The following is a 26,301-nucleotide window of genomic DNA, read 5'->3' as shown; positions in this document are numbered from 1 at the left end:
GCCGCTATTCAAGGGAAAATCGGGGTGTTTTGGAAGGTAACGGACACCAGAGCCTCTATTTTACCTGTAACGGCCTATTCTTAGGCATTTTCGGGCCAATAAGGACTCTCCAGTCCGTTAGAAAATGAAACGCCTGTTTTTTTGCATAATAAGAGCATTTCAGTCCGTTAGCGGATGATTTAAATTAAAAACTAAGAGGTGAACGAAGATGCGGACAGCGGAGAAACACATCCCGAAATATGCGGGGAAACGTTACCGGCTGGCGAAACCCGAGCTGCTCGCCCCGGCGGGCAATCTTGAGAAGCTGAAATTCGCCGTTCATTACGGAGCGGATGCCGTGTATATCGGTGGGCAAAAATACGGCCTTCGTTCCAATGCGGATAATTTCAGTTTTGAAGAAATGCGCGAAGGCGTGGAGTTCGCGCGGAAATACGGGGCCAAAGTGTTCGTGGCCACCAATATTTATGCCCACAATGAGGACCTGGAGGGCATTGAGAATTATTTGCGGAATTTGTACGAGGTCGGCATCGCCGCCATCATCGTGGCCGATCCGGTCATTATTGAAACGGCGCGGCGGGTCGTTCCCGGCTTGGAGGTGCACCTGAGCACCCAACAGTCGACGGTCAACTGGCAGGCGGTCAAGTTTTGGAAGGAACAAGGCCTGCCGCGGGTCGTGCTTGGCCGGGAGACCAGTCTGGGCGAAATCGAGGAGATCAAAAAGCACGTCGACATCGAGTTGGAGGCTTTTATTCACGGGGCGATGTGTTCCTCCTACTCCGGCCGCTGCGTGCTGTCGAACCATTTTACCGACCGCGACTCCAACCGCGGGGGCTGCTGTCAGTCGTGCCGCTGGAAATACGATTTGTTTGAGGACGGCCGCCCGGAAGCCGCATGGGTTTCCGAGGAGGAGGCACGGGAGAGCCAAGTCCTGCAGCAGTTCCGATTGGGCGTGACCCAATTGCCTTTGTTCGAGGAAAACGACAACGCGTTTACGATGGGATCGAAAGATTTATGCATGATCGGGCATATCCCGGATTTGATCGATACCGGGGTGGACAGCTTTAAAATCGAAGGACGGATGAAATCGATCCATTATGTGGCTACGGTCGTGAACGTTTACCGCCAGGCGATCGACGCTTATATGGCCGATCCGGACAACTATCAGCTGAAGCCGGAGTGGGTGGAGGAAATCAACAAAGCGGCGAATCGCCCGCTGAATACGGGGTTCTTCTACGATACGCCGGACCATGAAGATCATATTTACGAACCGGAAGAAAAAGCGGCGCCTTACGACTTTGCCGGTTTGGTGATGGAATATGACGAAAATACCGGCATGGCGGTCATTCAGCAGCGCAACCACTTTAAACCCGGGCAGGAAGTCGAATTTTTCGGGCCGGGCGGGACATTTTTCAAGCAGACGGTCGGGACGATTTATGACGAGAACGGCAATGAATTGGATGCGGCAAGACATCCGCTGCAGCGGATTAAAATCAAAGTGGAGCATCCGGTATCCTACTTCGATATGATGCGGAAGAAGAAATGAATTTAAATTGCAATATGCTTAGAGGCCTGTTTTTGTCTAGGACAAAAGGCCTCTTTTTTGCGTTTTGGGACTTTTTTGTTAAGAAAATTTAAAATCCAGTCCATTTCCAGCCGATATTATAGAGGAGAACGTCAGTTATTGTCGAACTATTTACTGACGGAAGTCATACATACCAGCAGTATTAAGGCATGACCTCAAGCCTATTTGGCAGAGAGTCAACTATTATGAGTGGTGGGTGATCAACATGAGTCTGGTTCCAAAGAACGAGGATCAACAGGCCGACAGCAAGAAAAAAGCGAAAAGCAAGAAGCAGGAGCGGACGGAATCCAAAAAAGCGAACACCGGCAAACCGGGATTTGACTGGAAAGCGATGGCGGTTTCGCTGAAGGATAAGCTGCCCAAACAGGTTAATCCATCCAAATCAGTTGGAATACGTTTGTTCCTGATTTTCTTCGTGGCGATCATGGTGTTCGTACTAACGATCGGCATTTTGTCTTCCCAGATGGCAAAGGCGACGATCCAGGACAACGCCGAACAAGCGAATTTGCAGACGATTGTGCAAACATCCCAAAAGCTCGATATCGTTTTGCAAAAATACGAAGAGAATCTGCAGCAAATGTTCCTGGACGACGAAATGCAGAGTGCGATTATGGACGCGTCGCTGTCCGAGGTGTCCGAGTATGACCGGTTCACGGCAACGAATAAAATGAGGACTCGGTTGAATACGCTGACATTTTCCACTACGGGCGTTTCCGCCGTGTATATGCTCTCTCCGGACAAGGCCATAGACGATGTCACTTCCGGGAGCGCCGATTCGGCTTTCCTTGGCACGGTACGGGAGCAGCCGTGGTTTGAGGATGTGACCAAATCGTCCAAGACGATGTGGATTAATGTGCCGGATCAAAAAGCGGGATCCTCCGTATTCCGTCTCGTGAGATCCGTGCAAAGCGTCAACAGCATGAAGCGGTTCATTCTGATCGCGGATATCAATCTGGAAGTGTTGAACGGTTATCTGCAGGAAGTGAATTTGGGCAAAAACTCCAAGCTGCAAATGGTGAACGCCCAAAATATCGTCGTAGGTTCGTCGGTAGCCGGAGATGAAGGCAAGGAATCGGAATTTAAATTCGGCGAGGCGGCCGCGAAACAGTCTCACGGCAGCTTCCGGACGACCGATGCAAACGGAAACACGGTTTTGGCCGTGTTCAATACGCAGCAATCCTCCGACTGGAAATTGCTTGGCACCGTTGACGCGGGAGAATTGACCCAAAGCGCCAACGCCATTTTGATGGTTACGATTTTCTCGCTGATTGGCGTCGCCATTATTGCGATTTTGATCGGTATCTGGATGGTGCGGATGATCGCGCACCCGCTGGGCAAATTGAAAAACCTGATGGAGGAAGGTTCCAGAGGGAATTTGAACGTCCGGTTGGAGCTCAAAGTTAAAGATGAGATCGGCCAGTTGGCCGACAGCTTTAACGTGATGATGGAAAAGATCACCGAGCTTGTCAAGCAAACGAACAGCTCGGCGCAGGATGTGCTCGATACCGCTACCGAACTGACGCACGCCTCCAACAAAACGGCGCTTTCCGCCAAGGAGATCGCCATTGCGACGGAGGAAATCGCCAATGGGGCAACCAGCCTGGCGAACGAAGCCGAGCGCGGCAACGAGTTGACGGAGAACATTTCCCGTCAAATGGAACGCGTGATTCAAACCAACAAAGAGATGGAAACATCGGCACGGCAAGTCGAGAAGTCCAGTCAATTGGGTACCGAATATTTGAACGGTCTTTTGCAAAAAACAAATATCACGGGAGAAATGGTCAATGCCTTGACCGACAAAGTTAATTCTTTGAAAGCAAGCACCAATTCCGTGATGAAGGTGCTTGACGTGATGCAAAACATTACGCAGCAAACCAACATTTTGTCCCTGAATGCAACGATTGAAGCGGCCCGGGCAGGCGCTGCAGGCAAAGGGTTCATGGTTGTTGCCGATGAAATCCGCCAGTTGGCCGAGCAATCCCGTCAATCCATTACGATGGTCGGGGAGATTACCGATACGATCCAGAAGGAAATGAACGAAACGGTCAAAGCGCTGTCGGAAGCAAGCCCCTTGTTCCAGGAGCAAGCCAACTCCGTAAAGGAAACCAGTCAGATTTTCGTTTCCGTACAAGAGCAAATGGAAGGCTTCGTGCGGCATCTTGATTCGGTCACGTCTTCGATCGACGAACTGAACGAGGCGCAGTCGGTGTTGTCGGAAGCGATGAGCAACGTCAGCGCCGTAGCGCAGCAATCGTCGGCCACCTCCGAAGAAGTGGCTTCGCTCAGCAGCGAGCAGCAGACGGTTGGCGATCAGTTGGTGCAGCTGTCGAGCAAGCTCGAAAACGTATCGTCCGGCTTGAAAGAATCGCTGTCCAAGTTTACGGTATAAGCATTGCATCAAAGCACATACACGGCCCTGCAAATCAGCAGTTGATTTGCAGGGCCTTTGTTTTAAACATTATAAGTTTATAAAAATTCCGGCGGAGTTGAGGACGATGCGCAGGTTGAGAGGGGAGGAGGAGAAGGATTTGGAGGCTAAAGGACCTCAGGGGCGTTATCTGCGGAAAAACTGAGGTGTGTAAAATGTAACGGACAGAGATGACCTTATTTCCCTCAAATCAGCTTGGGTGAACTCGTTTAGAGCGAAATAGCGTCATCTGGGTCCGTTAGGCTGGGAAATGCCCGGGAAATGGACGGATAACGTCGCTGGAGCCTGTTAGAGCAGCGTCCACAGAATAGAAAGGCCTGTTGCTTTGTTGAAATCTAGTTGTATTTGTTTACAACTATCATCCCGAGCCAGATTTAACAAGCAATAAGCTGTTGAATCAGGTATTGGCACTGTCATTGGATATATACAATAGAATTGGAAAACTACTGGTAAATGTAGTTGCTTGATTGGATATTTTCCAATAGACGAAGCTCAATGAAGTGCAAAACAGGCGATTAGAGCAAATTCTATTGGATTTTTTCCAATGAGAGTTCAAAATGGTGTTCCATTCCGGTAATCTATTGGATTATTTCCAATGAGAGCGCGAATGCGACTCCAAATCTGCAACCGCATGCGCAATTTCATACAGCGCCGATAGCCAACCTGCCCCCCATTTTATTTCCTCCAAACTGTCCTTTTCAATTTCAAGCAGCCGCCCCTGGGTGTGAACCTGCTTTTCCCAGGAAATAATAAGGGACAAAGGGGGGCGAATCATGTCATTATTGCGCAAAAAACGCATTTTTTATATTTTGCTGTTGTTTACTGTAGTGCTTGGCGTGTTTGCCTTGCGGATGGCCTGGATCCAAGCGGCTTCCGCTTTCCGGGCGGCGACCGTTGGCGGCAAAACGATCAACGAACTCGCCGTGCGGCAGCGGGAAGAAAGCATCGAGCTGGACCCTGGCAGAGGCCGCTTCATCGATCGGAACGGTCTCCCTTTAACCGGCCGGATGGCCTGGTCTCCGATTCTTTTTCCCGTCAAGGACGTTCCGGACGGAGAAGAGCTTAATAAGCTGGCGTCCTCGCTTGGGGTTTCCTCAGCAGAGCTTCGGTCAACGTGGACAGAGTTGCGGAAACCATACGTTTGGCCCCAGGAGGGGGAGGAGCCGCTTCAACTAACCACAGCGGAGGCAAGCCGGCTCCCCCGGCTTGAAGGGCTGGAAGTGCTGCCTTACGTAACGCGTTATGATCCGGGGGAACGCGGGAATCAATGGCTGGGTTATGTCGCCCAACGCCCGGATGTCATCCGCCGGCTTCGCCGGGATCAGCCGAGAGCCCCTTTGCCAATGACGCTTCAAGTTGGAGCGGCCGGACTGGAAAGGACGTTTGACCGCTATTTGCGGGGAATTGGCGGAGTGAGGGCGGCTTTTACGGTAGACGGGCAAAAACGGCCGCTGGATGGTCTCGGCACACGGATCAATGCGAAAAACAGCCGGTACTATCCTTTGCAAATTAAGACGACGGTGGATGAAGGTTTGCAACGGGATATCGAACAGCTTGCCGCCAAGATGAACGTAAAGGAAGGCGCCGTTGTTGTTCTCGATGCGGACAATGGGGACATCGTAGCGATGGTTTCCTTGCCGTTTTACGATCCGCGTGACGTGAACCCGAAGCAGCCGGACTGGGCCAACAAGGCGGTAAAAGCGGCGGTTCCGGGATCGATCTTCAAAACCGTGATCGCGGCTGCGGCGCTTGAGGAGCATGTTTCCACCCCGCATGAAACCTTCCATTGCAGCGGACACTACGGGAAATACGGGCTGTCCTGCTGGAAGGAAGGCGGTCACGGAACGATCACGCTGAAGGAGGGGTATTCCCGCTCCTGCAACATCGTATTTGCTGCGCTGGGTGAAAGGCTGGGACCGGCAAGGATTGCGGAAACGGCGTCTAAGCTTGGGCTTGCCCGTCAGGTAGGCTGGCAGACCGCTCGCTTTTTGAATGGGGACGACCTCAAACAGCTCGATCAGGAGGAAGCGGGGGCTGTATTTAACGATATATCGAAAGCGGACGGAGGCGTACTTGCCCAGACGGCGATCGGCCAGCGCGATGTGCTTGTCTCCCCGCTCCAAGCGGCCAACCTGGTTGTAACGCTGCTGCATCAGGGCCAGGTGACGGCGCCGCGGCTGGTCAGCGAAATCCGGTTTAAAGACGGTTCGCTGCTAGCCGATTTCCCGGTACAAGCCGCGTTATCTCCTGCCGGGCAAATTTCGCCCCGTACGGCGGATACGCTGCTGTCCTGGATGAGACAGGTAGTGACCGACGGGACCGGGCGTTCGCTAAACCGGGCCAAATGGCCCTTGGCCGGAAAATCCGGTACGGCCCAGGTGCTAAAAGACGGCGTGAAAAAAAACCATCAATGGTTTATCGGATACGGGCCGGTCGATCAGCCCCAATATGCCCTGGCGGTACTGGTCCAAAACCGTCCTGCAGGTTCGGCGCATCAAGCGACCGAGCTGTTCCGCAGGACGATGGACTTGCTGGCATCGCGCGGTTCGTAAAGCTTTTCGCTGCCGAATTACTTCTTGAATTTACTTCGTGATCAAAAGCGGGCTTTTTAAACAGCCTCTTTAAGCCAGAGCCGCAAAAACTTCCCTAAGCTTTCCCAAAAAAATACGCCTAAACCGGCAGGGGATATGATAAAATAATGGAGATGCTATGCTAAAAAGCATGCCAAAGTCATTGATCATAGAAAAGTGGGGAAAGCATATGGAGACTTTGCTGCTATGGTTGTTTTATATTTCGACGCTGTACGCTTTTATACCCGGCTTAATTACCAGGATTTTCGGGTTTCACGTATTCAAGCATGGGAGCAATGAGAAGCAATTCGCACTGACATTCGATGACGGCCCTGATCCGAGATATACGCCGCAGTTGCTTGACTTGTTGAAGCGTTTCGGAGCCAAGGCCACTTTTTTCGTCGTCGGCACAAACGCCGAGAAGTACCCCGAGTTGCTGAAAAGGATGCATGAAGAAGGCCATTTGATCGGGACCCACAATTACGTTCATAAAACCAATTGGCTGATGGGTCCTGGCGCCGTAAAAAAACAAATTCAAAAAACGAACAAAATCATTTACGCTGCCACCGGTGTTCGTTCCCATTATTACCGTCCGCCGTGGGGCATCGTAAATTTGTTCGATTTCGCGGGCCGGGGCAATACGCAAATCGTATTGTGGTCGGCTATGTTTAGCGATTGGCGCGTCAAGGTCGGCGCGAATCGGCTAACGGAGCGAATGATGAGGAAGCTTCGCGGCGGAGAAGTATTTCTGCTTCACGATTGCGGCGCTACGTTAGGGGCAAACAGCGATGCGCCGCGTGAAATGTTGGTAGCTCTGGAGCGGGTGCTGCAGGAAGCGAAGCGGCGAGGCCTGGAATGCATCCGGATCGATGAAATGATCCAAGAGACGGAGGCTGCACGCCAAATGAAAAAAAACAAGCCAGCGAAGGGAACGGAAACCGGCCGGAAAAAGCCGGTATCCATATCCGGATTCAAAAGATGCGTCGTCGCGTTGTGGCTCTTGTGGGAGAAATTGTTCCATTTCGTTTTTCAGCTTAAAACCGTCGATGAGCACAATCCGCTCCTGCATTTTCGGGAAACGACCTATCATGGCAAACCGGTAGCTATGAGCGGAGGGACGTCTTTGCAGCAGGGAGACCGGATTTTGGAGATTCACTTGGATAATAAGACCTTGTTTCAGTACAGCACACGTGCCAGGTCTTCGGTTCAGCTTGCGATCCAAATGATCCGCGCCATGGAGAAAACGCTGCCCCGGTTAGCGGAATATGTAGCCGCCCATCCGGAGCTCAGCGGCGTTAAGGCATTATACGGGGTAAGTATGATCAACCGGGGACCGGAGCAGTTTGGCTTTACCGTCACGGACTTGCCCAAAGGCTGGTTTGCCCGTTCCTCCCAAGTTTATCTGAAATTATTGATGAGCGTTATTCATCCGGAGGGGGGTTCGAGGCTAAAGCAGCAAACTGAAGAGATGGTTCCCAAGCTGATCGTGATGCCGATTGACCATTTAATCGGATTTATCGATTCCGGGTCACATCGCCAACGTTTGGTCAAAGAACAGCACGCCGCCGCGGCGGAGGAAGATGAGACGACGCTGCGGACAACGTTGCCCTGCAGTTGATCACGCGAATCATAAAAACAAAAAAGAGCCGTCCCGAGCAGCTTAAAGCTGCTTCCAGGACGGCTCTTTTTTTGGCGGAAGGGAGGCACCGGGTAACGTTTGTTGTGCAGGCCGAGGCCGCGGAATAACGGTAAAAATGGGTCTTATTTTCGACCCAAAAGGGAGCAAGGCAAAAATAGAAGAATATTTTACCTTTAAATTTAGAAAGCTGAAGTCAAAAGCCCTCTTTTCCAAATTTTATCCCAAATAGGTACAAAAATTACTGCTATTTAGCATGCAAGGGGGAAAATCGCAAAAATAACGCCATAAATTACCGCTATATTCCTGGCAGCAGGGGCTACATGTCAAAAAAACCGCCGGAGAAACTCACTCCAGCGGTTTTTCTTATGCGGATAAAACAAATCAGTCGATTAGATCTTCATGACGCCGCCGGAGCTGGCGTTGGTGACGAGCTTGGAATAACGGGCCAGATAGCCGGTTTTCACCTTCGGCTCAAAGCCTTTCCAGTTCGCTTTGCGGCGGGCCAATTCCTCTTCGCTGACATGAAGCTCGATTTTGCGGTTGTTCAGATCGAGCTCGATGATATCGCCGTCTTCCACGAAAGCGATCGGACCGCCTTCAGCGGCCTCCGGCGAAATGTGGCCGATGCTGATGCCGCGGGAAGCGCCGGAGAAGCGGCCGTCGGTGATCAGGCCAACTTTGGCGCCAAGCCCCATCCCGACGATCTGCGACGTCGGAGCGAGCATTTCCGGCATGCCCGGGCCGCCTTTTGGCCCTTCGTAGCGGATGACGACAACGCTGCCTTCTTTGACTTTCCCGTTGGCGATGCCTTCCAAAGCTTGCTCCTGGGAATCAAAGCAGATCGCAGGCCCTTTATGATAACCGCCGACAGAAGGATCCACGGCGCCGACTTTAATAACCGAGCCTTCCGGAGCAAGGTTGCCGTACAGAATCGCCAGACCGCCTTTTTCCGAATAAGGCTTGTCGATCGGATGGATGACACTTTGGTCGAGGATTTCGCATCCTTCCACGTTTTCCGCGATCGTTTTCCCGGTGACGGTGATTTGATCGCCGAAGATCGCTCCCGGTTTCTTGAGCAGTTCGTGGAGCACGGCGCTCACGCCGCCGGCGCGTTGCACGTCTTCGATAAAAATATCGGATGCCGGGGCCAGCTTGGCGATATGCGGCACGCGGTTGGCCACTTCATTGATGCGCTCCAGCGGGTAATCGACCCCTGCTTCCTGCGCCAACGCGAGCGTGTGCAGGACGGTGTTGGTGGAACCGCCCATCGCCATATCCAGGGCGAACGCGTTGTCGATCGATTCCTTGGTGACGATATCGCGCGGTTTAAGGTCCAGCTTGATCAGTTCCATCAGTTGGGTCGCGGACTTCCGCACGAAATCGCGGCGTTCTTCGGAAACGGCCAGAATCGTACCGTTCCCCGGAAGCGCCAGGCCAAGAGCTTCGGCCAGACAGTTCATCGAGTTGGCGGTGAACATGCCGGAGCAGGAGCCGCAGGTAGGACAGCCGTACTGTTCAAGTTCCAGCAGTTCGCTGTCGTCGATTTTGCCGGATTGGTAAGCCCCCACGCCTTCGAAAACGGAAGTCAGGGAAAGCTTGCGGCCTTTGCTGTCCACACCGGCCTTCATCGGGCCGCCGCTGACGAAAATGGTCGGAATGTTGACGCGCAGCGCGCCCATCATCATGCCCGGCGTAATTTTGTCGCAGTTCGGAATGCAGACCATGCCGTCAAACCAGTGCGCCGAAACGACGGTTTCCAGGGAATCGGCGATGATCTCCCGGCTCGGCAAGGAGTAACGCATACCGATATGCCCCATCGCAATGCCATCGTCCACGCCGATCGTGTTGAATTCGAACGGAACGCCGCCCGCCTCGCGGATGGCCTCTTTTACGATTTTGCCGAATTCTTGCAGATGCACGTGCCCGGGAACGATATCGATATAAGAGTTGCACACCGCGATAAACGGTTTGCCGAAATCTTCTTCCTTGACGCCCGCCGCTCGCAGCAAGCTGCGGTGAGGCGCCCGGTCGAAGCCTTTTTTGATCATGTCAGAACGCATTTTCTTGGCTGTCATAACGTCTATCCCCCCATGAAGGTTTATTGTAATTTTGTAGCTTTACACCGCTAAAGGTTTTCTCTAAAGTCTATCACAAGTAGTTATCTTTTACTAGCGGAGATCACAGGGAGCAGAGGGAAGGAAAAGTCTGATTTGCCCCCGATAATACAAGAAATCCCCGAGTTTTTTCGGGGACTTCGGAGAATGGCAGCATTTAATAGCTTTTGCTGCGGGAAACGCCGCCTTTGCGGCCGATATTGCGGTAAAATTCTTTATCGTGCTTTTGAGAGGTGGCTTCGCCGCCTTTTTGGCCGATTTCCTGATAGAATTCCTTGTTGTGCGATTTGGAGGTAGCCTCCCCTCCTTTTTGACCGATTTCCTGGTAAAATTGTTTGCCATGGGTTTTGGCGGTAGCGAGACCTCCCAAGCGTCCGGCTTCCTCACGAGTCATTTTCCTTCCATTCCTTGCCATGAAATCCCTCCTAATCTGGTTGGTAAATAAATGGTATGATTTATTTACCACAGATTTGCCTTTTGAAACGAATTTCGCAAGGAAATAAGGCCATGATCTCGGTTGTGAGCAAAATAACGGACTGTGGGCCTATAAATGTTTGCCCGTTGCGCCTATTTGGCGAGAGGCCCCACGTTCCAGCTTCAGCAGCCAGGATACCGGCGGCTCGATGAGCGGGGAACTGCACATTCGCACCCAACGCTGGGTGAGCAGCCATGTCAGCGCCACGGCCCCGGCCACGACGCCGAGGGCGGCAGGCAGGCTCCGCACGCCGGCATAAAGCGGGGAAATCGCCGCCAGGCGTACGATAAAGCCGTGCAGCAGGAAAACGTAAAGGGTATGGCGTCCCATCTCGGTGACTTTGCTTTTTTTTGCCGGAACAAATCCCAAAAAAGCGATTCCCGCAAACAATTGCAGCGGATAAAGCAGCAAGCGGAAAACGCCGGCGTACCATTCCGGATGCCCAAGCTGACCGTAAGTCATGCTGCCGTACAGCCAGCCAGGGGCGATATTCGCTGCGCCGAAAGCGATAGCGCCAAACCAGGCAAGCGATAAGGCGATGGCGGCAAGCCGGACTTTTGAAGTGAGCAGACGTTCCATACGTTCAAACGAAAAATGATATCCCGCGATAAAAAAAGGCAGGTAAACAAACGTGCGCGACAGGCTCAGCCAGTTCCCGTCCACGGGCAGGTAGCCGGCCAGCACGGCCAGCGCGACGGAGAAGGCCAACTGGTAAAGCGCGGGCCATTTGCGCAGCATAAGCTGCATCAAACGCCAGCCCACATGGCTGGCCAGGAACCAGAGCAGCAGATAAGGGGCGAAAAAAGAGCGATGAATGCCGTTTACGTGAAACACCGTAACATCCAGCAAGGAATAAAGGCTTTGGAAGATGACATATTGCAGCCCAATCTGAAGCAGCATCTTGCGTCCGGCTTCGCCAAGCAAATTCGCTTTGGCAAAATACCCCGCAACAAACACGAACAAAGGTATATGAAAAGTAAAAATCCACGTGTAAAGCCAGGTCATGCCGCCGATCCGCCCCATCAGGGGTTCGATGGAATTGCCGACGAACACGCAGACGATCAGCAGAAAGCGCAGGTTTAGAAAAAACGTTTCTCCGCGAGGGGTTATGCCGGTTTCCGTCATGACGTTTGCCTCCTCCTCATTCCCGCTAAAAAACTCAAAATTTTAAATAAATGACTCAAGTATTAAGGTACGATGTTTGCTGGCAAAACATTGTGATATAAATCACAATAGAAAACGTTATCAATTGCTGCAATTATGACGAACTGATGAACCCCGGCGCCAAGATGATATAATGGAATATATCACCATGGATTTCCGGGAAGGTTGGGATGCGGATGGCGAACATTCAGGCGGCGGGGCGCCTTGTCTCCTGCCGGGGCATACTGTTTGACAAAGATGGCACACTGCTTGACTTCATGGCGCTGTGGGGAAGCTGGGCGGAGACGCTAACCGGGTTCGTAGAGCGGGAATTGGAGACGCTGGGGGCCGGAGCCCTGTTCAACAAAACGGAGCTGCTCGGACTGCGGCTGGACGAGGCGAACCGCGTCATCGGGTATGACCGCATCGGTCCGGTCGCGATGGGGACGGAGGAGGAGGTCACCGCTCTTTTGGCCAGCCCGTTATATGCCGCAGGCGTTCCCTGGAACGATGCGGTGAGCCGGGTGCGGGAGTTCAACGCGGCTGCGCTGGTGGAGCTTAAGCGGCGGCGGGAGGCGAGGCCGCTGGCGGGCTTGCGCGAGTTCCTTGACGCTTGTGGGGAGGCGGGGATCGCGCTGGCGGTGGTCACTTCCGATGTGACCGCTGAGGCTCTGGAACATCTGGAATGGCTGGGCCTGCGCGAGCGGTTTGGCAGCGTGGTCGGCCGCGACCGGGTGGGGCGCGGTAAGCCTGAACCGGACATGGCGCTGTTGGCCTGCCGCGAGCTGGGCATTTCCCCGGCGGAGGCCGTAGTCATTGGCGACAGCAACGCCGACATGCAGATGGGCAAGCGGGCCGGCGTCCGGCTGGCCGTCGGGCTGGCCGAGACGGAGGACGGGACGCCGCCGGGGGCAGCCTATTTGCGGGATGCGGATGTGGTTGTTTCCGGATATCGGGAGCTCTCGGTACGCTAAGGCGGCGCGATCAAAATTTAAGGAGGAAATCAATTCGATGAACAGTGAAACGCAAACGGAGCGGCTGGCGTCCTGGGTGAAGGAAAGCGGCCGTATCGTGTTTTTCGGCGGCGCCGGAATCTCTACGGAAAGCGGGATTCCCGATTTCCGTTCGGCGGCGGGCATCTACCAAACGGAGAAAGAGTCGCCTTATTCCCCGGAAGAGATTTTGAGCCGCCGCTTTTTCGACAGGCACCCGGAGGTGTTTTTTGACTTTTACAAATCAAAAATGATCCATCCCGAAGCCCGGCCGAACCCGGCGCATCTCCTTCTCGCCGATCTGGAGCGCGCGGGCAAGCTGGATGCGGTCATTACGCAAAACATCGACGGTTTGCACCAACTGGCGGGCAGCCGCAAGGTACTGGAATTGCATGGGTCCATTCATCGCAATACGTGCATGTCCTGCGGCCGCGGCTACACGCTGGAGGAAATCATGCGCGGAAAAGACACGGTTCCCCGCTGCGAATGCGGCGGCATCATCAAGCCGGATGTCGTATTGTACGAAGAAAGTTTGGATAGCGAGGTCATCGAGGCGGCGGTATCCGCCATCGCTGCGGCCGATCTGCTGCTGATCGGAGGAACGTCTTTGACGGTTCAGCCTGCGGCTCACTTAGTCACTTATTTCCGCGGGGGCAAAACGGTGCTCGTCAACGCCTCTTCCACCGCTTACGACCAGCGGGCCGATCTGCTGATCACGGAACCGATCGGCGCCGTATTCGGCGAAGTGGGCAGACTTCTGGGGTTGCGTTAGCGACAAGCCCCATCCTTTCACGGATGAGAGGATGGGGCGCTTTTGGGTTCGGCCTGGACCGTCCCCGTAACCGCCTTGCGGTATTCGCTTGGCGACTCGTGATGGAAGCGGCGGAACTGCCGGGAGAAATAGAGCGGGTCGGTCAGCCCGACGGAGGCGGCGATCTGCTCGATCGACAGCTCCGGCCGCTCCCGCAGCAGCTGGCGGGATTTATCGATGCGCAGCTTTAGCAGATAGGTCACGGGGGTCAAGCCGGTCGCTTTTTTGAAAATGCGCGATAAATACGCCCGGTTGTAGCCGAGGGAGGAGCACATCTGCTCGATGGATACCGGATGGGCATATTGGCTGGTCATATAGTGAATCATTTGTTTGACGATGCGCTGAACTCCGGATTCGCCGGATGGGAGTGGCGATTCCTTTGCCAGCGCCTCCTGGGCTTCGGCCATCAAGAGATGCAGCAAGCCAAGCGATAGCAAGTGCGAGCTTGGCTTTTTCGCTTGGAAAGACTGCAGTACGTTTTGCAAAATCCCGGGGATTTTGCTGCCTGCGCCGTGACGGAACACAGGAAGCTCGGGCGTGAGGCCGGTCCGGTGAACCAGTTCCGCGGCTTTGTCTCCGGTAAAGGCGATCCAGCGGTAGGACCATGGCTCGGACAGATCGGAGCCGTAGCTGACGAGCTGCTCCGGATGAATCAGGAAGCAGTCCCCTTCGCTTAAGTCGAAGGCGGCGGATTCCGTGCGGAAATTTCCTTTGCCGCTTTCGACAAAATGCAGCAGATAATAATCGTATACTTTGGGGCCAAGCCGGTGATCGGCGCGGGTTTGGCTTTCGCCCGCAAACAGGACATGCAGATCGCCGGATTCATAAATTTCGGGATTGGCCGCGGCACTGTAGGTATCTTGCATTTTTTGCATCATATCGACTTCTCCTTTAACAAGGAAGTTCAAAAAGTCATCTTTTGAAGATATAAGAAAGAATAGACGTCCAAGTATCAGCTTCCTTATATCGCAAGAAAAACTACCGCTAATCGCGGTCTGGCTTCCTAGAAAATACTTCGATAGAAGTTTTTCTTATCACGAAGCAGGACAAGAAGCTTAATCGACATCGAATCTTGAATTCAGCCGGGCCTGTAGCATATGCTTCCGAAGTATGTTTCCTGCGGAAACATTTCAGTTGCTCACGTAGGATCTTCCTACGCTCCGCTACTCAGTCCCTGCTTCATCCAACCTTCTCGGCGCTGAAAACCTGACTTTTTGAGCACGCATTTTACTGTCCCCATTTTAACCGGAAAAGTCACATTTATCTATATAGAACTCGCAAAGATGCATTATCAAAGCGGAGCGTTTTCATTATACTGGGAACAAGAAGTACAGATTCTTTGACGATGGGGTGTACGTTGATGAGAAAACAGGAAATGGAACAATTGTTTATATCCAAATACGGCGAAAGCGCGGAACCGCTGCGTATCTTCAACGCGCCGGGACGCGTCAACCTGATCGGCGAGCATATCGACTACAACGGAGGATACGTATTTCCCGCGGCGCTCGAGTTCGGCACCACGCTGGCGCTGCGCAAACGCGCTGACCGCAAAGTGTCGTTTGCTTCCATGAATTTGCCTTATACGGCGGAGCTTGAATTGGATGAGCTCGGCAAGGAGAAATCGGGCGAATGGGTCGATTACCCGGTTGGCATCATCCTGGAATTGGAAAAGCTCGGCACCCGGCTTAGCGGCGGTTATGATTTGCTGTTCCAAGGCGAAATCCCGAACGGTTCGGGCCTGTCCTCCTCCGCTTCGCTCGAAGTGGTAACGGCCTACGCGCTGCTCAGTGTGGAAGGAAAAGAAACCGATACAGTGGAAATCGCCCGCTTGTCCCAACGGGTCGAAAACGGTTATGTCGGGGTCAACAGCGGAATTATGGATCAATTTGCGGTGGCGAACGGGGCAAAGGACCACGCAATCCTGCTGATGTGCGATACGCTGGAATATAAGCTCGTTCCGTTCCGGACGGGGGCTTATAAGCTTATAATAAGCAATACGAAAAAACGGCGCGGGCTGGTCGATTCGAAATACAACGAGCGGCGTTCGCAGTGCGACGCTGCGCTGGAGATTTTGCGAAAGCGCGAGCCTGGCCTGGAGTACCTGGCGCATTTGCAGCCGGGGCAGCTTACCGCATGGCGGGGGGATTTTCAGGATGAGGTGCTGTTCAACCGGGCCAAACATGTTGTGGAAGAAAATGCGCGTGTGTTGAAATCGGTCGAAGCGCTGACCGCAAACGATCTGAAAGCTTTTGGCGAGCTGATGAACGCTTCGCACGATTCGCTGCGCGACTTGTATGAAGTCAGCTGCCTGGAACTGGATGTGATGGTGGAAGAAGCGCGCAAAATCGAGGGAACACTGGGCGCGCGGATGACCGGCGCCGGGTTTGGCGGCTGCACCGTATCCCTCGTGCATGAGGACGCGGTGGACCGGTTCCTGGCCGAGGTCGGCAAAGCTTATCAGGAGCGGACCGGCATCGAAGGCGAGTTCTACGTTTGCGGTGTGGGCGATGGTGTGCATGAAATGAAAGGGGAGAACTAATCATGGCGATTTTGGTTACGGGCGGTGCGGGTTATATCGGCTCGCATACGGTGGCGGCGCTGCTGGATCAGGGCAAGGAGGTTGTCGTCATCGACAATCTGCAGACCGGACACCGGGGAGCTTTGCTGGGCGGCAAGCTGTACGAAGGGGATTTGCGGGACAAAGAGCTGCTGAAAAAGTTGTTCTCCGAAAACTCCATTGAGGCGGTTATTCATTTTGCCGCGAACTCCCTGGTCGGGGAAAGCATGAAGGACCCGGTCAAATATTTCGACAACAACGTTTACGGCACGCTGTGCTTGCTTGACGCGATGAATCAGGCGAACGTGCGCAAGATCGTCTTTTCTTCCACGGCGGCAACCTACGGCGAGCCGGAAAAAGTGCCGATCGAAGAAAGCGACAAAACCGAGCCGACCAACGTGTACGGTGAAACAAAGCTGACGATGGAGCGGATGATGGCCTGGTTCGATCAGGTGCTCGGGATCAAATACGTATCGCTGCGGTACTTTAACGCCGCCGGCGCCCACGAAAGCGGGAAAATCGGCGAAGACCACCGCCCGGAAAGCCATCTGATTCCGCTTATTATTCAGGCGGCTTTGGGGCAGCGCCCATCGATCCAAGTGTTCGGCGACGATTACAATACGCCGGACGGCACCTGCGTCCGCGACTATATCCATGTCGGCGATTTGGCGGACGCCCATCTGCGGGCGGTTGACCACCTGCTGGGCGGCGGGGAGAGCGAGGTGTTTAACCTCGGTAACGGCCAGGGTTTTTCGGTCAAAGAAGTGATCGAAACGGTAAAAAGCGTGACCGGCCGCGATTTTCCGGTCGTCGTCAGCCCGCGCCGCGCCGGCGACCCGGCGGTGTTGATCGCCTCTTCCGACAAGGCGCGCAGCGTCCTTGGCTGGCAGCCTTCACGGGGCAAGCTGGAGGACATCATCGAGAGCGCCTGGGCTTGGCACAGCAATCATCCGGACGGCTATAAAGACAACTAAGGGGTGAGTTAAGCGATGGGAGTAGACGAGAGAAATCGTCTGGACGCTTTGCATGCGGTCGAACGGCTGGTCCATTACGCGCTGGAGCAAGGCATGATCGATTGGTGGGACGTTGATTACTCGCGCAACCGCCTGCTGGAGCTGTTTGCTTTTGACGAGCCGTTTGCCGGAGCGGTGGCGGAAGAGCCTTTGCCCGGGCCGCAGGAGCCGCTGGAAATTTTGATCGATTACGGCTTTGCCATCGGGCTGATCCCGGAAAATACCGCAACGTACCGCGATCTGCTGGACGCCAAGATTATGGGTCTTTTGATGCCGCGCCCTTCCGAGACGATCTCCGCCTTCCGCAAAACGGAAAGCGAACGGGGGATCGTCGCTGCGACGAACGCGTTTTACAAGCTGTCGGTGGACAGCAACTACATCCGGATGGATCGGGTGCGGCAAAATATTTATTGGAACCAGCCTACGCCTTATGGCGAGATGGAGATTACGATTAATCTTTCCAAACCGGAAAAAAATCCGCAAGAAATCGCCATGGCCAAGCTGCTGCCGCCTCCTGTGTATCCGAAATGCCAGCTCTGCCGCGAAAACGTCGGCTATGCGGGACGGCTCAACCACCCGGCCCGGCAAAACCTGCGCGTCATTCCGCTGGAATTAAACGGGGAACCGTGGTTTTTCCAGTATTCGCCTTACGTGTACTATAACGAGCATTGCATCGTGTTCCATCATGACCATGTGCCAATGAAGCTGACCCGGGAGACGTTTAAACGGTTGCTCGATTTTACGGCGCTGTTCCCGCATTACTTCATCGGCTCTAACGCGGATTTGCCGATCGTCGGCGGCTCGATTTTGACCCATGATCATTTTCAGGGGGGCCGCCATACGTTCCCGTTGGAAAAAGCGCCGATCGAAGCGTCTTTCGCCCATCCGCAGTATTCCGGCGTAACGGCCGGCATGGTGAAATGGCCGATGTCGGTGCTGCGCCTGCAAGGGCGGGATCCCGGCGTGCTGCTGGAGGCGATGGACGATCTGTACGAGAAGTGGAAAACCTACAGCGACCCTGACGCCGAGATCTACGCGTTTAGCGAACAGGACGGGCAAAGCGTACCGCACAATACGGTGACGCCGATTGTGCGGCGCAGCGCGGACGGCGGCTTCGAGGCCGACATCGTGTTGCGGAACAACCGGACGGACGAGCGGCATCCGGAGGGAATTTTCCATCCGCACCGGGAAATGCACCATATCAAAAAAGAAAACATCGGTTTGATCGAGGTTATGGGTCTGGCGATTTTGCCGGGACGGCTGAAGGAAGAGCTGGCGGAGATCGCCGGCATCCTGTGCGGGGACAAGGCATTGTATGATCAGACCGTAACCGACCAGAACGCCCCTCTGGCGGTGCATGCCGATTGGGTAAAGGAAATGGTTGACCGCGCCGGAGCTTCGCTGACCCGGGAAGCGGCCGATGCACTGCTGCGTGACGAGGTCGGGCGCAAGTTCGCGGAAATCCTGGGGCATGCCGGCGTGTTTAAGACGGCCGAAGCCGGGCGAGCGGCTTTTGAACGTTTCGTCGTCTCGGCGGGATACCGGAAACAGTAACACAGGTTTATTTAGAGATGAATCAGGGGCTGATCCGGGCAAGCATGTAGCTTCGGGACGGCCCCAATTTTTATGTCCCGGTCCATTTTCACCACTAATTTCCATCCAATACGCAATTAAACCTAGAAATTGGCATTCGCTAGCCGGCTACTGGGAACGATCGACCGCCGGCCAGCAAAATAGCGGTACTTTATGTACTTATCATCTTAACCCTGGCTTGTTCATCTCCATTAGCGGCATTTTATGTACTTATTTCCTAAGAATGGTCCGAAACGCGGACATTTCTTTGCTACGGGGTAAAATAACGACATAAATTTCCTCTATTTCTCTCAAATGAACGGATATCGCCGGAATAACGACATTTTTTGCCCTTATTTTTTCACTGTAGGTTTCTCAGGTAGGCTGGCCTTTCCCGAGCAGGCGGTCCCTCAACGTGACGGCTCCCGTGGTGTCTCCTCGTGGCGCCATTCCCGAGACGGCTCATCCGCGATCCCCCTTTTCATTGTTTTCTTTTTCCGGTTGGAAGTATAATAAGGTCGTATTTTCTACATAAAACAGGTTGGAGGGAGCTTGGCATGGACAATTTTGTGTTTCGTAATCCGACGAAGCTGATTTTCGGCAAAAACCAGCTGGAAGCTTTAAAAACCGAGGTTCCGGTTTACGGCAAAAAAGTACTGCTAGTGTATGGCGGCGGGAGCATCAAGCGCATCGGCCTATATGATAAAGTGATGGCGATTTTGGGGGAAATCGGCGCCGAAGTGACGGAGCTGGCCGGCGTGGAGCCGAATCCCCGGCTGTCCACGGTTCACCGCGGGATCGAGTTGTGCAAAACGAAGGGCATTGAGCTGGTGCTTGCCGTCGGCGGAGGCAGCGTGCTGGACTGCTCCAAGGCGATTGCGGTAGGCGCCAAATATGACGGAGACATGTGGGATATCGTGGATCGCAAGGCTGCCGCGACGGCGGCGCTTCCGCTCGGAACGGTGCTGACGATGGCCGCCACCGGCTCCGAAATGAACGGCGGTTCGGTCATTACGAACGAAGTGACGCAGGAAAAACAAGGATGGGGCAGCCCGCTCGCCTATCCCGCTTTTTCGATCCTCGATCCGCAAAATACGTTTTCGGTACCGCTGGATCAGACGGTTTACGGGATGGTCGACATGATGTCGCACGTGCTGGAGCATTATTTCCACCAAGCGGCCAACACCCTGCTGCAGGACGGTTTTTGCGAGGCGCTGCTGCGCACTGTAATCGAAACGGCGCCCAAACTGATCGCCGATCTCGAAAGCTACGAATATCGGGAAACGATTTTGCTTTGCGGCACGATGGCGTTGAACGGCGTGCTGAATATGGGCTATTCGGGCGACTGGGCGACCCACAATATCGAACACGCCGTGTCGGCCGTATACGATATTCCGCATGGCGGCGGGCTTGCCATTCTGTTCCCCAACTGGATGAAATACAACTTGAAGCATGACGTATCCCGCTTTAAACGCCTGGCCGTAAACGTGTTTGACGTCAATCCGGAGGGCAAAAGCGACGAGGCCGTGGCCCTGGAGGGTATCGAGGCGCTTCGTTCGTTCTGGAGTTCCATCGGTGCACCAAGCCGGCTGGCGGATTACGGCATCGACGGCAGCAAGCTTGAGGTCATGGCCGACAAGGCGGTCAAATTCGGGCCGTTCGGCCGATTTGCCGTACTCAATAAGCAGGACGTGGTGGAAATTTACCGGATGTCGTTGTAAGCATATAACAGGGGCCGTCCCGTTTTTTAGGGACCGGCCCCTTTTGTTTTCAGGGTGAAAAATCGCCGGAAATACGTGCTCTGGTGGCCTTTTGGCTTTTTTTGTTGAAACAAATTCCCTAAAATAACGTATGAAATATATAGATTTACATATTTGTTTATCGAAAGGAGGGGCGGCATGGAAACGCTGTTTTGGTCCTGCTTTATCGGTGGAGCGCTGTTTGCGGTCGTCAGCGTGCTGATTGGAGACGTGATCGGAAGCTGGATAGACGGGATTTTCGACGCGGTGTCCGCCGATTTCCTCAAACCGGTCATTACGGCTTCGGCCGTAACCAGCTTTGGCGGGGCCGGGATTTTATTGACTCGCTATACTGGATTCGGGAACACCGCCGTGGTCGTACTTGCGCTTGTCATCGCTTTGGCGCTCGCCGCCGCAGTGTACTTCGCTTACGTCAAGCCGGCGGAAAACAGCGAAAATTCCACCGGTTATTCGACCGCGGAACTGCCCGGTAAAGTGGGCGAGGTGACCGTGCCAATTCCTTCGGAAGGTTTCGGCGAAGTGATGGTAACGCTGGTGGCGGGCAACACCCTTCATATCGCCTCCAGCTTTGACCATCGGGAAATTCCCGCCGGAACGCGCGTCGTCGTCGTGGATACGAAGGACGGAACCGTTCGAGTATCCGAGTTGTATGAAAACCAATTTTTAAGAGGGAGCTGATGTGATTGTTTGAAACCATTCCAGACATTATCCTGATTCCCGGTGTTGTGATCGCGGTCATCATTGTGCTGGGCCTGGCTTTTTGGGCCCGATACAAAACCGTAAGCCCGGATGAAGCGATGATCGTGACCGGTTCTTTTCTCGGCAACCGGAACATTTCCGATGACCAGTCCGGCCGCAAAATTAAAATCGTCCGCGGCGGCGGGGCGTTTATCTGGCCGATTTTTCAGAAAGCGGAGTATTTATCGCTATTGTCCCATAAACTTGATGTAATGACCCCGGAAGTGTACACCGAACAAGGGGTGCCGGTTTCGGCAGACGGCGTAGCGATCATTAAAGTGGGCAGTTCGATCGAGGACGTGGCTACCGCGGCCGAACAGTTTATGGGCAAGCCGATCGAATCGCTTAAAGGCGAAGCCCAGGAAGTGCTTGAGGGGCATTTGCGCTCCATTTTAGGCTCCATGACCGTTGAGGAAGTATACCGTAACCGCGATAAATTTGCCCAAGAGGTGCAAGGCGTGGCGGCGCGCGACCTTAAAAAGATGGGGCTGCAGATCGTCTCGTTCACGATCAAGGATGTCCGCGACAAGCACGGCTATTTGGAGGCTCTGGGGAAACCGCGGATCGCGGCGGTCAAACGGGATGCCGATATCGCCGAAGCGGAAGCGCTGCGGGATGCGCGGATTCAAAAGGCGCTGGCCGAAGAGTCCGGGCAAAAGGCTGAGCTGCTGCGGGACACGAATATCGCCGAAGCAGAGAAGGAAAAAGAGCTGAAGATCGCTTCCTTCAAAAAAGAGCAGGACACTGCCAAGGCCGATGCCGACCAGGCTTATTTCATCCAGGAGGCCCGGGCCAAGCAGATCGCGGTTGAGGAGCAGATGAAGGTCGAACTCGTGCGCAAGGAACGGGAAATCGACCTGCAGGATAAAGAAATTAACGTACGTCAGAAGCAATATGATGCTGAAGTGAAGAAAAAAGCCGATGCCGACCGTTACGCGGTCGAACAGGCGGCGGAAGCCGAGAAGGCCCGGAAGATGCGGGAAGCCGACGCGCTGCAGTACTCTATCGAAACTCAGGCGAAAGCATCGGCCGAACAGAAACGGCTGGAGGGTTTGGCGATCGCCGAAGCCGAGCGGGCCAAAGGGGCTGCGGAAGCCGAGATTATCCGCCTGCGCGGGCTGGCCGAGGCCGAGGCGAAGGAAAAGCTGGCCGAAGCTTTCTCGAAGTTCGGAGAAGCCGCGGTTTTGGATATCGTCGTCAAAATGCTTCCTGACCTGGCCGGGCAGATCGCAAGCCCATTGTCCTCTATCGATAAATTGACAGTGGTTGATACGGGCAAAGGAGAAGGGGCGGCCCGCGTCAGCAATTATGTCACCGAGCTGATGGCGACGGCTCCGGATATGTTGAAAAACGTGTCAGGCATCGAACTTGACCGCTTGATTCAGGGATTGACGAAAGGCAAGGTGGCTGCGTCCGCACAACCGGCAAAGGCTGCGTCCGCACAACCGGCAAAGGCGGCGCCCGCAGCGGCTGCGCAAACCAGCGAGGCCGGCCGGGAAGCGGTTGTACTGGAAAGCGCGGCTTCGCGGGAAGATAAGGAATAACGAACGGATCGGGGGGCCGTCCTAAGCAGTTTGGACGGCCTCTTGTTTTGCGGATGAAGTGCTTTTGTAGCGGTCCTCCTTTTAATTTATGCTGCAACGGCTGACAAGGGCTTGGCCAATCGTTTATAATGGGCGTACATGTTTTCGGAGAATAGACAAGAAGAGGTGCGACCTGTGAACAGTCTACGCATTGCCAAAGCGTTGAATAACAACGTCATTATCGCCAACCATCCGGATCATGGCGAAGTCGTTGTGATCGGCAAAGGCATCGGATTTAACCGCAAATCGGGCGAGTCCATTCCTCTTGAGGCGGTAGAGAAACTGTTCATTCTTACGAATCAGCAGGAACAGGAACAATACAAACAGCTCATTCCCCAGGTGGACGAACAGCTGATTGAGCTCATTGGCGAAATCATCATGTATATTTCCAGCAAAACGCAAGCAACATTGAATGAGCACATCCATATTGCGCTCACGGATCATTTAGCGTTTGCCATTAAGCGGGCGGAGCAGGATCTCGCCTTCCACAATCCGTTTCTGTTTGAAACGAAGGAGCTTTATCCGCTGGAATTCGAATTGGCCGAATACGCCATCGATTTGATCCGCCGTAAAATGGGCGTCGATCTTGGCCAGGATGAAACCGGATTCGTGGCGCTTCACATCAACAGCGCCATGACGAACCGCCACATCAGCGAGGTGCGGGGGCATGCCCAACTAATCGCCGATTTGGTCGGCATAATTGAGGATGATCTGCATTTTTCCATCTTGCGGAATTCGCTCGATTATTCGCGGCTGCTGACGCACCTGCGGTTTGCCATCGAGCGGGTCCGCCGCGGCGAGCGGGTGGCCGAGGTCGATAAGCTGGAAAGCTTGCTTAAGCGCGAGTATCCAACCCTGTATTCGCTGGCTTGGAAACTGACCAAAGTGATGGAGAAACGCCTGAAAATGCCGGTTTATCAAGCGGAAGTCTCCTATTTGACAATGCATTTGCACCGCATTGTGCCGCCCGAGATCAATTAGACCTCTTGCGTTAGCGAGATAGGTCTGCTATAATTTCAAATGCATTAACAACAATTTCAAATCACAATGTGTAACTGATTCGATCAGGCATGAGTTGATCAAAGGTTTTTGAGTGTATCGTTGAATTACGGGGTATTCTATCCCTAACGAAACGATATCCGAAAATCTTTTTTGACTCATGCTTTTTTGTTGTTATGGTTAATTAAGATTTCAGGAGGGTGCATTATGTTCAAGCGTTTCTTTGGTGTTTTGCAGCGGGTTGGGAAAGCGCTTATGCTTCCCGTCGCGCTGCTCCCTGCCGCAGGACTGCTCCTAGGGATCGGCAATATGCTAGTCAGCCCGGACTTTCTTGAACGGGTTCCAGCCTTGGACAACCATACGATTCATGCGGTAGCGACCGTCATGATGAACGCCGGGCAAATCGTGTTTACGAATCTGGCCTTGCTTTTCGCCGTCGGCGTTGCCGTTGGTCTGGCCGGAGGCGAGGGCGTCGCCGGCCTGGCCGCGATTATCGGCTATCTCGTGATGAACGTAACGATGGGTACGGTTATCGGCGTAACGCCATCGATGATCGGAACCAACGCGGCGTACGCCGATGTGCTGGGCATTCCGACGCTGGCCACCGGCGTGTTTGGCGGGATTATCGTCGGGATCTTGGCCGCCGCCATGTATAATCGCTTCTTTAAAATCGAACTGCCATCTTATCTCGGATTTTTTGCCGGAAAACGGTTTGTTCCGATCATGACGGCGGCCACTTCGGTGTTGCTTGGTTTGCTGATGGTCGTCATTTGGCCGCCGATTCAATCGGGGCTGAACGCCGCCTCCCACTTCATGCTGGACCAGAACCGGACGTTGTCCGCGTTTGTGTTCGGGATTATCGAACGCGCATTGATTCCGTTTGGTCTGCACCATATCTTCTATTCCCCATTCTGGTTCGAATTCGGGGAATACACCAATGCAGCGGGTCAACTGGTCCGCGGCGACCAGAACATCTTTATGGCTCAGCTTCGCGACGGCGCGCCGTTTACGGCCGGAACGTTCATGACCGGCAAATTCCCGTTCATGATGTTCGGTTTGCCGGCTGCGGCGCTCGCGATTTATCACGAGGCCAGACCCGAGCACAAGAAATATGTGGCGGGGATCATGGGCTCGGCGGCATTGACCTCGTTCCTAACTGGGATTACCGAGCCGCTTGAATTTTCGTTCTTGTTCGTAGCTCCGGTCCTGTTTGCAGTGCACTGCGTTTTCGCCGGTTTGTCGTTTATGACAATGCATCTGTTAGGCGTAAAAGTCGGGATGACGTTCTCCGGCGGTTTGATCGACTACCTCATTTTCGGGGTTATTCCAAACCGCACGCCTTGGTGGTACGTCATCATCGTCGGTTTGATTTTGGCCGTGATCTATTATTTCGGATTCCGGTTCGTCATCCGCAAGTTCAATCTCAGGACGCCGGGACGGGAAGAGCAGGCTGAAGATAACGAAGATACGGAAGCCAGCCGAGGAAAAGTTACGCAAGATGAGCTGCCGCACAATATTTTGTCCGCGCTGGGCGGACAGGAAAACATCGTCCACCTGGACGCTTGCATTACGCGGCTGCGGGTTGAAGTCAAAGATAAAGCCAACGTAAGCAAGGACCGGCTGAAAAAACTGGGCGCTTCCGGCGTCCTGGAGGTCGGCAACAATATCCAGGCGATCTTCGGCACGCGTTCCGATACGATCAAGACGCAAATTGCCGATATTATGAGCGGCAAGGCGCCGAGAGCGGCCGAGAAGACGGAGACGGACAAACCTGTCGAAGTGGAGCAGCAGGCGGCCCAGGACGGCGACGCCATCGTCAACGAGGATATCGTGATGCCGGTAAACGGCGAGCTGATGGATATTTCCAATGTGCCGGACCCGGTGTTTGCGGAAAAAATGACGGGCGACGGCTTTGCGGTTCTGCCGCATGACGGCGTCATCGCTTCCCCGGTCTACGGCAAGGTGTTTAACGTTTTTCCGAGCAAACATGCCGTGGGGATCATGTCGGACGGCGGCAAGGAAGTGCTGGTGCACATCGGGGTGAACACCGTGAAGCTGAAAGGCCAAGGCTTCAACGTGCTCGTGAACGAAGGCGACCTGGTTTCGGCCGGACAGCCGATTATGGAGGTCGACCTGGATTACGTGAAAGCGCACGCGCCTTCGATCATTTCGCCGATCGTGTTCTCCAACCTGCCGGAAGGGGCGGCGGTCAAGATGAACAAAACCGGTAAGCTGGCGAAAGGCGAACCCGGTATCGTCACAATCAAATAAGAACTGCCAAACGCTTTGGCGTCGCGGGCGCCAGCAAAAAATTTGGATTTGTAA

18 protein-coding genes are annotated in these 26,301 nt (G+C 54.0%); 14 read left to right on the top strand and 4 right to left on the bottom strand.

Annotated elements, in window-relative coordinates; genetic code table 11:
* Positions 1 to 208 precede the first annotated feature (208 nt).
* The 4 genes from ACLD72_RS18580 (at position 209) to ACLD72_RS18565 (ending at position 8,198) form a co-directional block, all read left to right on the top strand.
* Positions 209 to 1,543: a peptidase U32 family protein gene (locus tag ACLD72_RS18580; RefSeq protein WP_411001604.1), complete on the top strand. Its 1,335-nt coding sequence runs from the start codon at positions 209 to 211 to the stop codon at positions 1,541 to 1,543.
* Between the two features lie 244 nt (positions 1,544 to 1,787).
* Positions 1,788 to 3,971: a methyl-accepting chemotaxis protein gene (locus tag ACLD72_RS18575; RefSeq protein WP_411001605.1), complete on the top strand. Its 2,184-nt coding sequence runs from the start codon at positions 1,788 to 1,790 to the stop codon at positions 3,969 to 3,971.
* A gap of 812 nt (positions 3,972 to 4,783) precedes the next feature.
* Positions 4,784 to 6,562 carry a peptidoglycan D,D-transpeptidase FtsI family protein gene (locus tag ACLD72_RS18570; RefSeq protein ID WP_411001606.1) on the top strand — a complete coding sequence of 593 codons (1,779 nt, stop codon included), beginning with the start codon at positions 4,784 to 4,786 and terminating at the stop codon, positions 6,560 to 6,562.
* Positions 6,563 to 6,770: 208 nt separating this feature from the next.
* Positions 6,771 to 8,198 carry a polysaccharide deacetylase family protein gene (locus tag ACLD72_RS18565; RefSeq protein WP_411001607.1) on the top strand — a complete coding sequence of 476 codons (1,428 nt, stop codon included), beginning with the start codon at positions 6,771 to 6,773 and terminating at the stop codon, positions 8,196 to 8,198.
* A gap of 410 nt (positions 8,199 to 8,608) precedes the next feature.
* Here ACLD72_RS18565 and ilvD read toward each other — a convergent pair whose 3' ends face one another.
* From ilvD to ACLD72_RS18550, 3 genes are all read right to left on the bottom strand, one after another.
* Positions 8,609 to 10,294: a dihydroxy-acid dehydratase gene (gene ilvD, locus ACLD72_RS18560; RefSeq protein WP_411001608.1), complete on the bottom strand. Its 1,686-nt coding sequence runs from the start codon at positions 10,292 to 10,294 to the stop codon at positions 8,609 to 8,611.
* A 196-nt stretch (positions 10,295 to 10,490) separates the two neighbouring features.
* On the bottom strand, positions 10,491 to 10,748 hold the full coding sequence (locus ACLD72_RS18555) for a KGG domain-containing protein (protein ID WP_128634826.1): 258 nt from the start codon (positions 10,746 to 10,748) through the stop codon (positions 10,491 to 10,493).
* A 129-nt stretch (positions 10,749 to 10,877) separates the two neighbouring features.
* Positions 10,878 to 11,933, bottom strand: coding sequence for an acyltransferase family protein (locus ACLD72_RS18550; RefSeq protein WP_411001609.1), 1,056 nt, complete (start codon positions 11,931 to 11,933; stop codon positions 10,878 to 10,880).
* Positions 11,934 to 12,148: 215 nt separating this feature from the next.
* On the opposite strand from ACLD72_RS18550, the gene ACLD72_RS18545 reads away from it, so the two are divergent.
* Together ACLD72_RS18545 and ACLD72_RS18540 are read left to right on the top strand one after the other, a co-directional pair.
* Entirely contained in the window at positions 12,149 to 12,925 is a 777-nt protein-coding gene (locus ACLD72_RS18545) for an HAD family hydrolase (RefSeq protein ID WP_411001610.1), read from the top strand.
* Positions 12,926 to 12,962: 37 nt separating this feature from the next.
* A complete protein-coding gene (locus tag ACLD72_RS18540) occupies positions 12,963 to 13,715 on the top strand; it encodes an NAD-dependent protein deacylase (RefSeq protein WP_411001611.1) in 753 nt (250 codons plus the stop codon).
* Between the two features lie 17 nt (positions 13,716 to 13,732).
* Here ACLD72_RS18540 and ACLD72_RS18535 read toward each other — a convergent pair whose 3' ends face one another.
* Positions 13,733 to 14,629 carry a helix-turn-helix domain-containing protein gene (locus ACLD72_RS18535; RefSeq protein WP_411001633.1) on the bottom strand — a complete coding sequence of 299 codons (897 nt, stop codon included), beginning with the start codon at positions 14,627 to 14,629 and terminating at the stop codon, positions 13,733 to 13,735.
* A gap of 485 nt (positions 14,630 to 15,114) precedes the next feature.
* Between ACLD72_RS18535 and ACLD72_RS18530 the strand changes: the two genes are divergently transcribed.
* From ACLD72_RS18530 to ptsG, 8 genes are all read left to right on the top strand, one after another.
* Positions 15,115 to 16,293 carry a galactokinase gene (locus ACLD72_RS18530; RefSeq protein ID WP_411001634.1) on the top strand — a complete coding sequence of 393 codons (1,179 nt, stop codon included), beginning with the start codon at positions 15,115 to 15,117 and terminating at the stop codon, positions 16,291 to 16,293.
* A 2-nt stretch (positions 16,294 to 16,295) separates the two neighbouring features.
* Positions 16,296 to 17,285, top strand: coding sequence for a UDP-glucose 4-epimerase GalE (gene galE, locus ACLD72_RS18525; protein ID WP_411001612.1), 990 nt, complete (start codon positions 16,296 to 16,298; stop codon positions 17,283 to 17,285).
* A 15-nt stretch (positions 17,286 to 17,300) separates the two neighbouring features.
* Entirely contained in the window at positions 17,301 to 18,878 is a 1,578-nt protein-coding gene (locus ACLD72_RS18520) for a UDP-glucose--hexose-1-phosphate uridylyltransferase (RefSeq protein WP_411001613.1), read from the top strand.
* Positions 18,879 to 19,453: 575 nt separating this feature from the next.
* Positions 19,454 to 20,617, top strand: a complete 1,164-nt coding sequence (locus tag ACLD72_RS18515; protein WP_411001635.1) for an iron-containing alcohol dehydrogenase — start codon at positions 19,454 to 19,456, stop codon at positions 20,615 to 20,617.
* Positions 20,618 to 20,794: 177 nt separating this feature from the next.
* Entirely contained in the window at positions 20,795 to 21,334 is a 540-nt protein-coding gene (locus ACLD72_RS18510) for an NfeD family protein (protein ID WP_411001614.1), read from the top strand.
* A 5-nt stretch (positions 21,335 to 21,339) separates the two neighbouring features.
* Positions 21,340 to 22,938: an SPFH domain-containing protein gene (locus tag ACLD72_RS18505; protein ID WP_411001615.1), complete on the top strand. Its 1,599-nt coding sequence runs from the start codon at positions 21,340 to 21,342 to the stop codon at positions 22,936 to 22,938.
* A 174-nt stretch (positions 22,939 to 23,112) separates the two neighbouring features.
* On the top strand, positions 23,113 to 23,958 hold the full coding sequence (glcT, locus tag ACLD72_RS18500) for a glucose PTS transporter transcription antiterminator GlcT (RefSeq protein ID WP_411001616.1): 846 nt from the start codon (positions 23,113 to 23,115) through the stop codon (positions 23,956 to 23,958).
* 225 nt (positions 23,959 to 24,183) lie between these two features.
* Positions 24,184 to 26,247 carry a glucose-specific PTS transporter subunit IIBC gene (ptsG, locus tag ACLD72_RS18495; RefSeq protein ID WP_411001617.1) on the top strand — a complete coding sequence of 688 codons (2,064 nt, stop codon included), beginning with the start codon at positions 24,184 to 24,186 and terminating at the stop codon, positions 26,245 to 26,247.
* Positions 26,248 to 26,301 lie beyond the last annotated feature (54 nt).

The sequence above is a fragment of the Paenibacillus lacisediminis genome, from assembly GCF_046567315.2.
Note: the sequence above shows the minus strand (reverse complement) of the source record. Positions and strands in the feature narration are given on the sequence as shown.

Coding starts and splice junctions, on each gene's coding strand:
- ACLD72_RS18580 (WP_411001604.1), top strand. CDS start 209: ATGCGGACAGCGGAGAAACACATCCCGAAATATGCGGGGAAACGTTAC.
- ACLD72_RS18575 (WP_411001605.1), top strand. CDS start 1,788: ATGAGTCTGGTTCCAAAGAACGAGGATCAACAGGCCGACAGCAAGAAA.
- ACLD72_RS18570 (WP_411001606.1), top strand. CDS start 4,784: ATGTCATTATTGCGCAAAAAACGCATTTTTTATATTTTGCTGTTGTTT.
- ACLD72_RS18565 (WP_411001607.1), top strand. CDS start 6,771: ATGGAGACTTTGCTGCTATGGTTGTTTTATATTTCGACGCTGTACGCT.
- ilvD (WP_411001608.1), bottom strand. CDS start 10,294: ATGACAGCCAAGAAAATGCGTTCTGACATGATCAAAAAAGGCTTCGAC.
- ACLD72_RS18555 (WP_128634826.1), bottom strand. CDS start 10,748: ATGGCAAGGAATGGAAGGAAAATGACTCGTGAGGAAGCCGGACGCTTG.
- ACLD72_RS18550 (WP_411001609.1), bottom strand. CDS start 11,933: ATGACGGAAACCGGCATAACCCCTCGCGGAGAAACGTTTTTTCTAAAC.
- ACLD72_RS18545 (WP_411001610.1), top strand. CDS start 12,149: ATGGCGAACATTCAGGCGGCGGGGCGCCTTGTCTCCTGCCGGGGCATA.
- ACLD72_RS18540 (WP_411001611.1), top strand. CDS start 12,963: ATGAACAGTGAAACGCAAACGGAGCGGCTGGCGTCCTGGGTGAAGGAA.
- ACLD72_RS18535 (WP_411001633.1), bottom strand. CDS start 14,629: ATGCAAAAAATGCAAGATACCTACAGTGCCGCGGCCAATCCCGAAATT.
- ACLD72_RS18530 (WP_411001634.1), top strand. CDS start 15,115: ATGAGAAAACAGGAAATGGAACAATTGTTTATATCCAAATACGGCGAA.
- galE (WP_411001612.1), top strand. CDS start 16,296: ATGGCGATTTTGGTTACGGGCGGTGCGGGTTATATCGGCTCGCATACG.
- ACLD72_RS18520 (WP_411001613.1), top strand. CDS start 17,301: ATGGGAGTAGACGAGAGAAATCGTCTGGACGCTTTGCATGCGGTCGAA.
- ACLD72_RS18515 (WP_411001635.1), top strand. CDS start 19,454: ATGGACAATTTTGTGTTTCGTAATCCGACGAAGCTGATTTTCGGCAAA.
- ACLD72_RS18510 (WP_411001614.1), top strand. CDS start 20,795: ATGGAAACGCTGTTTTGGTCCTGCTTTATCGGTGGAGCGCTGTTTGCG.
- ptsG (WP_411001617.1), top strand. CDS start 24,184: ATGTTCAAGCGTTTCTTTGGTGTTTTGCAGCGGGTTGGGAAAGCGCTT.